Annotated in this window: 12 protein-coding genes; all 12 read right to left on the reverse strand. The window is 63.9% G+C overall.

The features are described from left to right. Window position 1: 1 nt before the first annotated feature. The 12 genes from BLR24_RS04430 to BLR24_RS04485 all read right to left on the reverse strand — a co-directional run bounded on the left by BLR24_RS04430 (window position 2) and on the right by BLR24_RS04485 (window position 13,308). A complete protein-coding gene (locus BLR24_RS04430; RefSeq protein ID WP_093013303.1) occupies window positions 2–874 on the reverse strand; it encodes a branched-chain amino acid ABC transporter permease in 873 nt (290 codons plus the stop codon). A 60-nt stretch (window positions 875–934) separates the two neighbouring features. Beyond that, window positions 935–2,146 carry an ABC transporter substrate-binding protein gene (locus BLR24_RS04435; protein ID WP_093013306.1) on the reverse strand — a complete coding sequence of 404 codons (1,212 nt, stop codon included), beginning with the start codon at window positions 2,144–2,146 and terminating at the stop codon, window positions 935–937. Between the two features lie 207 nt (window positions 2,147–2,353). Next, complete coding sequence (locus BLR24_RS04440) at window positions 2,354–3,229, reverse strand: SMP-30/gluconolactonase/LRE family protein (RefSeq protein ID WP_093013309.1); 876 nt, start codon at window positions 3,227–3,229, stop codon at window positions 2,354–2,356. 10 nt (window positions 3,230–3,239) lie between these two features. Continuing rightward, window positions 3,240–4,172, reverse strand: a complete 933-nt coding sequence (locus BLR24_RS04445; protein ID WP_093013312.1) for a 3,5-dioxohexanoate:acetyl-CoA acetone transferase — start codon at window positions 4,170–4,172, stop codon at window positions 3,240–3,242. Window positions 4,173–4,223: 51 nt separating this feature from the next. Continuing rightward, window positions 4,224–5,006 (reverse strand): SDR family oxidoreductase, encoded by a 783-nt coding sequence (locus BLR24_RS04450; RefSeq protein ID WP_093013315.1) that lies wholly within the window; start codon window positions 5,004–5,006, stop codon window positions 4,224–4,226. Between the two features lie 92 nt (window positions 5,007–5,098). After that, on the reverse strand, window positions 5,099–6,037 hold the full coding sequence (locus BLR24_RS04455; protein ID WP_093013318.1) for an alpha/beta hydrolase: 939 nt from the start codon (window positions 6,035–6,037) through the stop codon (window positions 5,099–5,101). 4 nt (window positions 6,038–6,041) lie between these two features. Next, window positions 6,042–6,863 (reverse strand): alpha/beta fold hydrolase, encoded by an 822-nt coding sequence (locus tag BLR24_RS04460; RefSeq protein ID WP_093013321.1) that lies wholly within the window; start codon window positions 6,861–6,863, stop codon window positions 6,042–6,044. Window positions 6,864–6,969: 106 nt separating this feature from the next. Beyond that, on the reverse strand, window positions 6,970–8,193 hold the full coding sequence (locus BLR24_RS04465; protein ID WP_093013324.1) for an alpha/beta fold hydrolase: 1,224 nt from the start codon (window positions 8,191–8,193) through the stop codon (window positions 6,970–6,972). 119 nt (window positions 8,194–8,312) lie between these two features. Next, window positions 8,313–8,525, reverse strand: a complete 213-nt coding sequence (locus tag BLR24_RS04470; protein WP_139188706.1) for a hypothetical protein — start codon at window positions 8,523–8,525, stop codon at window positions 8,313–8,315. A 32-nt stretch (window positions 8,526–8,557) separates the two neighbouring features. Then, window positions 8,558–10,597, reverse strand: a complete 2,040-nt coding sequence (locus BLR24_RS04475; protein ID WP_093013329.1) for an ABC transporter permease — start codon at window positions 10,595–10,597, stop codon at window positions 8,558–8,560. Next, on the reverse strand, window positions 10,594–12,153 hold the full coding sequence (locus BLR24_RS04480; protein WP_093013332.1) for a sugar ABC transporter ATP-binding protein: 1,560 nt from the start codon (window positions 12,151–12,153) through the stop codon (window positions 10,594–10,596). The genes BLR24_RS04475 and BLR24_RS04480 overlap by 4 nt, the downstream gene beginning before the upstream one ends. Window positions 12,154–12,186: 33 nt before the next feature. After that, window positions 12,187–13,308, reverse strand: coding sequence for a sugar ABC transporter substrate-binding protein (locus BLR24_RS04485; protein WP_093013335.1), 1,122 nt, complete (start codon window positions 13,306–13,308; stop codon window positions 12,187–12,189). Between the last annotated feature and the right edge of the window lie 42 nt (window positions 13,309–13,350).

Raw genomic sequence — 13,350 nt, forward strand, 5'->3', positions numbered from 1 at the left:
CCTATTCCGAGCCGCGGCCCAGACCGAAGAGTCCGGTCGGCCGCACGGTGAGAATGACCAGGAAGATCACGAAGTACACGACCTCCTTGAGATCCGAGCCGACATAGAAGCCCGCGATGCTGTCGATGAGCCCGATGAAGAGCGAGCCGACGACCGCGCCCGGCAGGCTGCCGAGGCCGCCGAGAACCACGACGACGAACGCCGTGAGAACGAAGTACTGCCCCACCGTCGGAAACACCGGGTACTGGACCGCGAGCAGGCCCGACGCGAGCCCCAGCAACGAGGCGCCCAGTGCGAAGACGAGGATGTAGGCCTTGTTGACGTTCACGCCCATCAGCGCTGCTGCGGCGCGGTTCTGCGCCAAGGCGCGAAAGCCGCGCCCGGTGAAGGTGTGCTGCAGGAAGACATACACGCCAAGTGCCACGAGGATCGCGATGAGGAACGTGGCCAGCTGCCCGGTGACGATGCTGACCGGACCGATCTGGAACGCGTCGGTGCCGAAGCTCGCCTGCGCGCTGCGCACGTCCGCACCGAAGACCATCAGCGCCAGGTTCAGCAGCGCGGTGGACACGCCCACCGTTGCGAAGATCTGGATGTGAGGCTCGGCCGACAGCAGCGGCTGGATCACGAAGCGCTGCATCGCGGCGCCGATCACAAACAGCAGCAGCGCGACCGGCACCACGGTGGCGTAGGGATGCATCCCCGTGTGCGACGTGATCATCCACGTGGCGTAGAGCCCGACCATCAGGAGCTCGCCGTGCGCGAAATTGACCACGCGCACCACGCCGAAGATGAGCGTGAGGCTGATGCTGATGATGGCGTAGGCACCACCGAGCAGAAGCCCGTTGACCAGCAGCTGGAGAAAGATTGACATGCGTTGTCCCCCGCCGCGCGCCGAGGGGCGCGGCTGAAGATGAAAGGAAATGGGCGCCGCTCAGTCCGCGCGGGCAGCGATCGGCTTGGCGGTGGCCACGCCTTCGGGGTAGACGGTTTCGAGCTTGCCCTTTTGCCACTGCATCAGGTTGGTGGTGGCGAGCTTGTTCTGGCCGTTCTCGGCAAAGTCGAATCCCCATCCGGCGGCGCTGGTGCCGGATGCCTTCTTGTAGGCCAGGACTGCCTCGCGGATCTTGTCCTTGTCGGTCGACTTGGCAGCGGCAAGCACGTCGAGGAAAGCCTTGGCACCGACGTAGTTCACAAGGCTGTGGCCCGAGCGCGGCGGCGTTCCGAACTGCTTCTGGTAGGCCGCGGAGAATGCGCGCAGACCGGGCGCGCCGTTTTCGGCCATGGTGTCCTGCGGAAAGTCGACGTCGTAGGCGCCGTCCATCGCGGCGCCCAGCTGCTTGGCGGTGTCGGTGAGCGAGTAACCGCCGCCCGCGCCGATCAGCGCCTTGGGCTTGAAGCCGGCATTGGCGGCCTGCTTGATGAACAGCGTGGTGTCGTTCTGATAGGAGGTCTGCAGGATGACATCGGCACCCGCACCCTTGAGGCGAAGAACGAGCGACGAAAGATCGACGCTCTTGGCCGAGTACGACTGGCTTTCGACCACGTTCAGGCCCAGCCGCTTGGCTTCTTCCTTCTGGAAGCCGCTCACCAGCGTTCCGTAGGAGCCGTCTTCGAAGATGATCGCGATCTTCAGTGCCTTGGGGTCCGTTTTCAGCTGCGTCGCCACGACCTTGACGACCGCTTCGATGCTGCGCTCGGCAAAATTCTTGGCGGTGGAGTTGCTGCGAAACACGTACTTCATGCCACGGCCGGTGATGGTGTCTGCCACCGCGCCCAATTCGAAGTAAGGAACGCCGGCCAGCTCCGTCACCTGCGTGGCGGCGGCCGAGACACCGGAGGCATAGCTTCCGAACACCGCGGTGACGTTCTCCACCGAGGTCAGGCGCCGCGCTTCGCCGACCGCCTGGTTGGCATCGACCGCGTCGGCTTTCACCAGCACGATCTTGTTGCCGTTGACGCCGCCGGCGGCATTCCGTTCGTCGACGGCCAGCTGCACGCCGCGGAAGCTCTCGTCACCCAGCAAGGCCAGTCCACCGCTGAATGGGTACAGCGCGCCCAGCTTGAGGTCGGCGCCGTGCGCCGCCGTGATTGAAAGGGCGGCGGTGCAGGCCAGCGCGGCCGTCAGGTTCCTGAGAAGTTGCATGGGGTATCTCCGTAAGTGCAATGATTTGAAGCGCTTCATTTTTAGAAGCTGGCACGCACGCCATCTCTGAAACCTGCGTGCCTTGATCCTAACTTGAAGCGCTTCATATTTCAAGCCGGGGCAGCGGCCGCGCGTAGGGGTCTTCCCTTAGAGCAAAGGAGACCTGCGCCAACCCCAGCGCGAAAAGCGCAAAGGGGAACTCGGAGCTCAGCCGCCGAATCGGGGTTCCGCGATGCCGCGCACACCCAGATCATGGATGGCGAACAGGCTGCCGCCCTGCACGCCGTCGATGGGAAAGCGCGGCAGTGGCGGCTTGGCCATCGAGGTGACATACAGGATGTCGAGGTTGGGCCCGCCGAAATTCACGCTGGTCACCTTCTTCACCGGCATCTCGATCACGCGGTCGACGGTGCCGTCGGGCGCGTAGCGAATCAGCCGGCCGTCGTAGACCTGCGCGTTCCACAGGAAGCCTTCGGCATCGACCGTCGATCCGTCCGCAGCGCCGCCGGTGGAGGTATCGAGCTTGGCGAACGTGCGCCGGTTCGACACATTGCCTGTGTCCATGTCGTAGTCATAGGCCCAGATCTCGCCGGACCAGGTGTCGGCGAAATAGAAGGTGCGGCCGTCGGGGCTCCAGCAGGGACCGTTGGAGCAGATGATGTGGTCGTCGAGCTTGTGCAGCGAGAGGTCGGGGTCGAGCCGGTAGAGCGCACCGTTCGGCCCCTCCTCGTTCATGTCCATCGAGCCCGCAATGAAACGGCCGCGCCGGTCCACCTTTCCGTCGTTGAGCCGGTTGCCGGTCTTGCCGGGCTCGGGATGGACGATGAGCTGCGTTTCGCCGGTCGCGAAGTCGAGAAAATGAAAGCCGCTCGCGAGCGAGAGCACGGCGCCTCCGCGACTTCGCAGCGCCATGGAGCCGATGCGCGCGGGCACGTCCCAGGCGCGCACCTCACGGCCGTCCGCGGTGCAGCGGAACACCTTGCATCCGAAGCTGTCGATCCAGTAGAGCCGCTGCTCCTCGATGTCCCAGACCGGACCTTCGCCCAGTTCTGTCTTTACGTCGACAAGGATTTCGATGCGCATGAGGGTCTCCTTAGAACGCGACCTTCGCCGCGCCCTTGAGATTCAGGATCTCGCGCGCCTCCTGGGGCGTTGCGACGTCGATGTTGAGGGCCTCGAGCACGGCGCGGATGCGCAGCACCTGCTCGGCGCTCGACGCTGCCAGGCGGCCCGGCGCGATCCACAGCGAATCCTCCAGGCCGACGCGCACGTTGGCGCCCATGGCCGCGCCGATGGTGGCGAGCGTCATCTGATTGCGGCCAGCGCCGAGAATCGACCAGCGGTAGCGGTCGCCGAACAGGCGGTCCGCGGTGCGGCGCATGTGCATCAGATCTTCCGGATGGCCGCCAATGCCGCCCAGGATGCCGAACACCGACTGCACGAACAGCGGCGCCTTGACCAAGCCCCGCTCCAGAAAATGCGCGAGGTTGTTCAGGTGGCTGATGTCGTAGCACTCGAACTCGAAGCGCGTGCCGTTCGCATCGCCAATGCGCAGGATGTTCTCGATGTCGGTGAAAGTGTTCTTGAACACGAGGTTGCGGCTGTTCTCCAGGTTCTCGCGCTCCCATTCATGCTTGAGCTCCTTGTAGCGATCGAGCATCGGGAACAGGCCGAAGTTCATCGAGCCCATGTTCAGCGAAGCGAGTTCGGGCTTGAACACGGTGGCCGGGCGCATGCGCTCCTCGACCGTCATGTGCGGGCTGCCGCCCGTGGTGATGTTGATCACCGCATCGGTTGCCGCTTTGATCTTCGACAGGAAGGGCCGGAACAGCTCGGGGTCCTGCGACGGGCGGCCGTCGACCGGATCGCGCGCATGCAGATGCAGGATTGCCGCGCCGGCCTTCGCCGCGTCGATCGCCGCTGTGGCGATCTCGTCGGCCGTCACGGGCAAATGCGGCGACATGCTGGGAGTGTGGATCGCGCCCGTGGGAGCGCAGGTGATGATTGCCTTGGTGCGTGTTGCCATGTGGGTTCCGAGTCGGTGCTTGTGGCGTTGAGGGTTGAAAGGACGAGGTGGTCAGCTCAGGGCTTGCGTGTGGCCATCGACGACGAGCTCCTGGCCCGTGACGCTGGCCGCGAGGTCGCTGGCCGCGAACAAAACCATGTTGGCGATGTCAGTGGTCGTGACCATGCGGCCCAGCGACGCCTGCGCGGTGTAAGAGCGCGTCACGTCTTCGAGCGAACGGCCCGACGCCTCTGCCTTGGCAGCGATGACCGCGCGAATGCGCGGCCCGTCCACCGCGCCGGGAAGGATCGCGTTCACGCGAATGCCGTCGCCGCCGAGCTCGATGGCCAGCGTCTTGGTGAAGCCCACCACGCCCCACTTGGAGGCCGAGTACGGCGAGCGGCCCGGCATGCCGAGGTGGCCGGCCGCCGACGAGAGGTTGACGATCGAGGCGCCGCTGCTCTGGCGCAGGCGCGGCACGGCGGCGCGCACGCAGAGGAACTGACCCGTCAGGTTGACGGCCAGCGTGCGCTCCCAGTCGGCCAGGGACAAAGTTTCGACGCCGCCCGTCGGGCCAGCGATGCCGGCGTTGTTCACCAGGATGTCGAGGCCGCCCAGCTTCTGGTCGAGCACCTCGAACAGTGCCGCGACTTCCGCCTCGCTGGACACGTCGGCGCGGCAGCCGTTCACCTGCGGCAGATCGGCCGCAAGGCGAGACAGCGCGGCCTCTTGCACGTCGCAGACCAGCACCCGTGCGCCCGCGGAAACGAAGGAGCGCGCGATCGCAAGACCGATACCGTCGGCACCGGCGGTCACGAGGACTCGCCTGCCCGAAAACGAATCTTGATTCCACATCGATCATGACCTCCATGAGCTGATGTGTGGAATCATATATTTGTGATCACAGTTAGACCCCCGGTATTTACCCGCGACTGGCTGCCCTGTCTCTAGCCAATCGATCTGTCTGCACCGCGCAGACACTGTTCCATGAACAACGCAGCGCTTTCCAGGGCCTGTCGTGCTTGCGGCTGCAACTGCGCAACAAAGTGCCAAGCGTGGAACATATGGGGCCAGACTTCGAGAGTCATCCTCACGCGGTTCTCGGCAAGGTGCGTTGCGAGGCGCATGCCGTCCGTGAGCATCAGTTCTGCTTCTCCCATCTGGACCATGATGGGCGGCAGACCCGTCACGTCGGCAAACACGGGCGACGCCATCGGATGATTCGGCAAAGCGCCTTGGAGGAACACATTCGCCAGGAACACAAGGCCGGTTTTGGTATTCAAGAGATCGATGGTTTCCCGATTCGTCATCGAGATGCCGGTGTGCTCCAGATTGGCCCACGGCGAAATCGCCACCCCTCCGGCCGGCAGAGCCAGGCCGGAGTTGCGGGCCGCCACCATGACCGTCACAGTCATGGCGCCACCAGCAGACTCGCCGGCAAAGACGATCTTCCTGGCCGGGTACCCTTCGTCAAGCAAGCCCTTGTAGAACCGCAGGGTGTCGTCGATAGGAGCCGGAAAAGGGTGCTCAGGCGCCAATCGATAGTCCGGCAAGAACACCTTGGCGCCCATCGTCTTCGCAAGATTGCCGCCGATGCCGTGGTAGCCGGCCGGCTCGCCCACGATGTACGCGCCTCCATGGATGTAGACAACAACGGCATCGGTTCTGAGAACATCGGGGGTTGCCAACTGGCCCGGTATGCCGCCTATCACGACGTCCTCAAAGGTGATGCCCGCGGGTGCAGGGTTCTGCGCCAACATCTTGCTGTAGCGCGCTCGAATCTCGGCCAGAGAGACTGTCTTGTTCTCGCCAGTCAAGACAGGCCCCAGATCTCGCAGGCTCTCGCTCCATTGCGCCACGAAAGCGCGTGCTTCATTTGTCAACATGGTTTCAGACCTGGGGATTGGAGAAGAAGCCGACGATCTCGGGAAGCACCAGTTCCGGAGCCTCCAGGGTGGGACTGTGGCCGATCTTCTTCAACCGAATCAGCTTCGCGTTGGGTAGCTCCGCCTTCATCTGGTCCGACCAAGCAGGTGGACGCGGCATGTCTTCTTCGCCGTTGATGATCAGCACCGGGATCTTGATCGAGGGCAGCAATTCGACCGAGCTCTCGCGATGCATGACGCCCTTCATCGCCGGACGCAACGATTTGGGCAGGGCAGCGATGCGGTTGCGCCAGAACGCCACCATTTCCTTCTTGGCGGGGTTCTGGCGGGTGGTTTCGCCGAACATCACCCGCATGGTCATTTCCAGGATCTCGCCGGTGAAACCCTGATTGCCGGCATCGACCACCCACTGCGCGAACAGCGCGCCCTGGTCGGGCGGTTCGCCGCAGGCCGATGAGCCGGCGACGACCAGCGATCGGAACAACTCCTGTCGTCGAGCGATCAAGCGAAATGCAACGTCGCCCCCCATCGATTGCGCCATCACGTTGATCGACTTGATGCCCATTGCGTCGATCAGCGCCTGCATGTCGTCCGCACACTGGTCCATGCTGATGATGTCGACGTCCTCGATCGCGCTCTTGCCTTGTCCGCGGAAATCGGGACGAACCACCCTGAACTTGCCCTCGGCGGCCTTGACCAGGCCATCGAACATGGTGCCGTCCAGGAAGCACGAGTGCAGGCAGAGGATGACGGGAAGATCGCTCTCTCCCGTGTCCTCGACCCATAAAGTCGTGCCGTTGATCTCTTTGTGAGTGCCTTGTGCCATGGAAAATCTCCGCCTCTCGTTTGATTCAATTGCCCCCGCTCGCCCGCGATGGCGGTCGTGGGCAGACCTGCCCGAAAAGGGCTCGGCGTCCCAATCGATTGTTTTGCTAGCGCGAGGCCTTGCTGACACCGGCCTTTTCGAAGAAGGCTCGCACGGTCTCACAGAATTCGAGCGGGTTCTCGGTCATCGGGTAGTGCCCGGTGCCTGCGAGGACGGCGATTTCGCTGCCGGGGATGCGAGAGGCCGTCTCTTCGACCTTGCTTTGAAAGACGAGCCAATCGGCGTCGCCGCGCAGCAGCATGACGGGCGCCTTGATCTTCCCCACCTCGTCGCGCTTGTCGAAATTGCCGTATCCGGTCAAGTCGCCGCGCATCACTTCGGGTGTCGTGCGAGAGATCTGCCACACCACGTCGCGCGCCCGGTCGGGTGGCGTGCGATTGCCGGTCATAGAGCGCGACCAGGCGCCGATGATGTCGGTGCCGTTCATCAGCAGCATGTCGAGGAAGAACTCCGAGACCGTCGGCGTGTAGTCCGCACCCTCGGCCGACACGATCGCGCTGTACGCATCGGGGCGGCGCGCGCCCAGTTCCAGCACGAGATTTCCGCCCATGGAGCAACCGATGATCGCGGGCTTCACAAGCCCGAGTTTGTCCATCAGCTTTTCGTTGAATTCGGCATGGCGCGTCAGGCTTTGAAATGGGCCCTCCGCCGGCAGTTCCGACTTCGAGTGACCCGGCGCGTCGACGGCAATGACGCGATAGCTGTCGGACAGGCCTTCAAGCACATGCCGGTACATCAGTGTGTCCTGCGATGCGGCGTGGAAGCAGATGATCGGAGCGCCCTCGCCCGCCTCTTCGTAGTAGACGCGGATGCCGTCAACGACAACGTAGTGACCGCTGATCTCTTTGCCCGAGACTTTCCCGGGTGGCGAGTACGAGGGCACCTCGTTCGACTTGGGCTTGCCAACCCGCTTCATCGCGTCGAATGCCCGGGCCATCACATCGACGTAGCGCCAGGCGGCGACCGTGTTGCCAGACAGCGCAAGGCGGCCCAAGCCTGGTGAAAGCGCCTCGAACCAATCGATCTTGCCATCGAGCACGCGTTGCCATTCTTCGTTGGGCCCGCCCACCTCGATCTCTGCGCCCAGCGGAATTCCTTCGGCGAACGCCGCGACCGCGCGGCCGCCAACGACGGCCAACGTCGAATGGCCCTTGTCGTGAGTGAACTGGATCTGCCCACTGAAATACTTGGCGGCCTTGGTCCAATGGGTGTCGGCGTTGAGCTCCTCCACATAGCGCGCCCACCAAGCGGGGTCTGAAAGCTTGAACATGATCTGTCTCCGGGTAAATTGGGATCGTTGGTCAAATGGGTGGCAGCGGGTGATCCAGATCCCGCATGCCCGTACCCTCGGCCATCACTCGACTGGCCGGCTGGATGCGCATCGATGCTTTAGTGCGACGCGCTTCTGTTTACGGAAACCGCCGGCGAGTTCGCCGCTTCGCGGCCAATGATCCCGTCGAAGCCGCATCCATCGGCGCCGCGCAGGATCCACATCCTCGCCACTTGCTCCGCCATCGTTGGCGCGTGGTGCAGCGGCGGCAATGGCGTTGTCGTGCCTCCCAACACCGCCTTCGTCGGGGTAAGCATCATGGTTGGCTCCATGGTCAGCCTCCTCATGAATACGTGCCGCCCACTCAGTGGGACGACCGTTCACGCAGCATCACCACCGCGCACAAGATGACAACACCGTAGATCACATCGCGGATCGAGGGCGGTATCGTCGTGCCGGCGAGCAGGGTCTGCAGGGCGGTCAGCAGCAGCACGCCGCCGATCATCCCGATGTACTTTCCGCGCCCCCCCGTGATGAGGGTGCCGCCAATGACGACCACGGCGATCGATGGCAGCAGGTAGGGATCGCCCATTCCGAGGCTGGCCTGGCCGCCGAAGCCCGTGAGCATCACCCCGACAAGGGCCGAGCACAGACCACTCAAGGCATAGACGCTCATGGTCACGCGCCCGACATTGACGCCGGAAAGATGCGCCACCCGTTGGCTGTTGCCAACTGCGTAGACATGTCGCCCGAACACAGTGCGCGACAGCAGAACGATGCCCAGCGCCGCGAACAAAACCACGGCGAACACCACCGGCGTGAACGATCCGATCCGCGCATTCATCAGCCATTTGAGGGCGGGCGGTGCAAATCCGTCTGGCGTGCCGTTGCTGTAGAGCAGCGCAAAGCCCTGCAGCAGCCCGTTCATCGCCAAGGTCGCCACGATCGGCGGAAGCCTGAACAGCACGATGGCCAGCCCGTTGACCAGGCCGATCAGAACCCCGATGGCGAGCACCAATGGCACCGCCCACACAGCGGCTTCGTTGCTGCCACGGGCAAAGCCGCCCAGCAGGATGCCGCAAAGCCCGATGGTCCAGGGCACCGACAGATCCAGCCCCCCGGTCAGAATGACAGTGCCCTGGCCCAGGGCCAGCACCACCAGAAACGAGCCCAGCAGAATCAAGGTGTTCAGATAGCCAATGTCGATCGGGCGCCCGAGGACCACCATCGCCAGCATGATCAGAAGCAGGCACACATAGGCCGGCAACACGTAGCGAAGCGCGGCACCATGTGTCTTGAGCCAGTTCGCGCTGGCGGGCAGTTGCTGTGCCGGCGCCACCAGCCGCACGACCGGACTCGAGCGCGCCGCGTCGGCGACACGCCGCTTGACCGTCTGACGCCACCAGTGGGCCAGTTGTGCACGAGTCACGCCGGTGGTGCCGAGCGCGGCTGCGATCAGCACCAGGCCTTCCACGATGGTGCCGTAGTAGGCCGGCACGTTCAACACCAACAGGATGTTGACGATCAGCATCAGGCTGTATGCACCAACGACGGAGCCCACGCAGCCGCCTCGGCCCCCGCCCAGTACAGTGCCTCCCAGCACGACGGCAGTGAACGTCTGCAGCAGCAGGGGCGTGCCCACCAACGGATCCCCTGTCGCGGTCTGCGCTGTCACGAGCACGCCCGCGGCGCCATAGGCCAAGCCGGCCAGCGTGTAGGCGCCAAGCTTGGTCATCACCACGTTGATGCCTGAATAGGTCGCTGCCTCGTGATCACTGCCGACCGCATAGAGTGCGGTGCCGAATCGGGTTTTCTTGATCGCCAGCCAGGCCAGCACGACGAACCCGAGCACCAGTACGGGCGCGGGCAAAACACCTTCGATCGCGCTGCCCGTGAAGAACCGGGTGAAAGACTCTGGGACCATCCCGCCAGGCTTGTCCATGACCACCAGCGTGATGCCGGAGAGGATGAACATCGTGGAAAGCGTGACCACGATCGACTGCAAGCGCAGGACGGCCACGAAGAACCCATTGAACGCGCCCACCAGCGCACCCACGCCCAGGCCGAGGAGCACGGCCGTGCCTTGCGAGGCCGGGTGATCGTTGAGGTAGACGGCCACCAGCACATTCACAAGGGAGATCACCGCGCCTGCACTCAGGTCGAAGCCGCCCGTGAGGATGACGATGGTTGCTCCGAGCGCCGCGACCGCCAGTGTCAGTCCCCCGGAGGAGAGGTAAAGCAGGTCGGGATACGCCAGAGGCGTGGCCGACAGGAAGTTGACGAGCGCAAAGAGCACCACCAAGACCGCGATCGCGATCAAGAGCCCCTTGGCGCGCCCTGGCGCCCAGCGGGCCATCAGCGATTCCGCTGGTGGCGCGAACGAAACAATTGCAGTGTTGCTCATGATTGAACCGCCTTCTGGCTAGCCGCTGCGGAGCCATGTTGGGGCGAATTTCCCAATGCCGCACGCATGATTTCCGATTCCGAGATGGCTTCGGCCTCACCGTCGATCTCACGAACGATGCTGCCGCCGTAGAACACGACGACACGATGGCTCAGATGCACCACCTCCTCGATTTCGGTCGAATACAGAATGACCGAACCGCCCGCCCGCACGTACTCGTTGATGAGCAGATAAATTTCGTGCTTGGTCCCCACGTCGACCCCGCGCGTGGGGTCGAACAGCAGCAGCACCCGCCCGCCGGCTAGCAGCCACTTCGCCATGACGATCTTCTGCTGGTTGCCGCCGCTGAACGCGCTGGCCGGCATGTGCAACGCGCGTTCGGCGACCTGCACCTTGGCCAGGGCGCCGGCAACGGCAAGGCCCTCGGCCTCGCTGTCGATGAGCCCGAAGCGCGTGTACCGATCGAGCACCGGCAGCGCGGTGTTCTGCCGACCGTCGAGGCGCAGAAACAGCGCCTCTGTCTTGCGCTCTTCGGGCACGAGCGTGATGCCCAGCTTGGCGTCGATGGCGTCGCGCGGCGATTCGATCTTCACCTCGCGCCCGTCCACCGTGATGGTGCCCGAGCTTGCCGGGATGTCTCCGAAGAGCGACAGGAAGAGCTCCAGTTGCCCCATGCCCGCGAGGCCGGCCACGCCCAGCACCTCGCCGGGCTGCAGCGACAGGGACGCGTTGCGCAGCCGCCCGGCCGACATGTCGCGCACCGCCAGCACCGGCGCCGCGCTCCGGTCCACCGGCGGTTTGGGCGGGAAGGTCTTCTCCAGCGAGCGGCCGATGATTTGCTCGATCACCTCTTCGTCCGAGATCTCGTCGATGCCGAACGTGCCCACGCTGGAGCCATTGCGCAGGATGGTCAGGCTGTCGCAGAACATGCGCACCTCGGGCATGCGGTGCGTGATGAAGATGATCGTCGTGCCGCGGGCCTTTTGCTGGGCAATGATCTGTCCCAGCCACGCGATGTCTTCACCCGACAGCGCCGAGGTCGGTTCGTCGAGCAGCAAGACCTTGGGCTCGCGCAGCGCCGCCTTGGCGATTTCGATCTTCTGGCGCAGCGGCAGATCCAGCGAGCGCACTTCGGCGCGCGGCGAAATCATGTGCAGGCCCATCTTCTCCAGGCTGGCTGCAACGCGCTCCTCCGCCGCCTTCTTGTTGAGCAAACCGGCAAAGCCGGTCGGCTGGTACGGCAGCAGCAGATTTTCCGCCACGCTGAGATCCGGGATCAGGGTCAGTTCCTGAAAGGCTGTCTGCACGCCCAGCCTGTGCGCGTCGCGTGGGCTGTTCATGCGGACCTCTTCGCCGAACAGGCGGATCACTCCGCTGTCCGGGCGCACCAGGCCGCTGAGGATCTTGACCGAGGTGGACTTTCCCGCCCCGTTTTCCCCCAGAAGCGCGTGAACCTTCCCGGCAGCGATGCTGTACGTCACGCTCTCGAGCGCTACGGTCGGCCCGAAGGCCTTGCGTACCTGCTCGACGCTGATGGCTTGCGTTGGCTTGGACATGCCGACAACTCCTGATCAGGCCATGGTGCCGGCTTACTTCTCGGCCTGGCCCGTGAGCGCGGCATTGAGCGCGACTTCAGGCGTTTCAGGATTGAAGACGTCCGCGAACCAGCCCGGATTGGTGACGACGGACGGCTGGAACACATTGCAGCCCGCCTTCATTTCCTTCCACGTGCCTTCCTTGCAAAGCTTCACGGTGTCGTTGGTCACTTGCGGCAGCGGCACGATGACGTCGTGCGGGAACTTCTTGCCCCCCAGCGCCTGGATCGCGAGCTTGAGCGCATAGGCACCAGACACCGGCGGGGACGAATAGGAGAAGCTCGGCGCACCCATCGGCCGATAGGTTCCGTTGGCGCCTTCGACTTCCTTGTTGGACGCCGGCAGCATCTGGATCCGGTGGCCATTGGCGCCCTCGCCCGCACACGGCTTCTTCTTGGCGTCAGGGATGCCGGCCTCGTCCTGCATCGAAAAGACGGTGTAGCAGCCCACCTGGACAAGCAGGCCGTCGACCTTGTCCCAGGAATGCGACGCCAGGATCTTGGTCATCTCGGTGCGAGCCACGGCCTGGCTCCACATGCCGACGCCCTGGGCAACCACCTTGACATCCGGGTATTTGGCAAAGACTTCCATCGAGGCCTTGGTGCGCTGCGTGTCGGTCGATGTGCCGGGAACACCGGAGAGGTACACCACGTTGCCCTTGCCGCCCATGGCCTTGACCAACCACTCGGCGGCGACCTTGCCGGCGAGGAGCTGATCGATGTGCACGTTGTGGGCACAAGGCTCGGTGATCTCGGCGTCGTACGCAAAGACATGCACACCCTTGTCGCATGCCGCCTTGACCGCCTGATTCAGCGCGGTCGGCGAAATCGGGTAAATCACGATCGCCTTGGCGCCTGCTTGCACCATGGCGTTGATCTGCTGGATCTGCTTTTGCGCATTGGGCCCGGCGACCTGGACTTCGAAATCGATCTTGTCCTTGTTGCTGGGGTGCGATGCCATGGCGCGTTGCATCGACGCCGCCTCTCCCTGCCAATCGTTGCCGATGTAGCTCATGCTGAGAAAGACTTTGTCTTTCGCAACAGCCGCACCTGAAAAGGCAATGGCGGCGCTCAATGCGAGCACCGAGCGCGCGGCGATGGTATAGCTCTTGATCATCGTAGTCTCCAGTTATAAAAATAAGTGCCCAATGGGCGATTG

Origin of the sequence: Variovorax sp. OV700, from assembly GCF_900099805.1 — a bacterium.
Taxonomy (GTDB): domain Bacteria; phylum Pseudomonadota; class Gammaproteobacteria; order Burkholderiales; family Burkholderiaceae_C; genus Variovorax.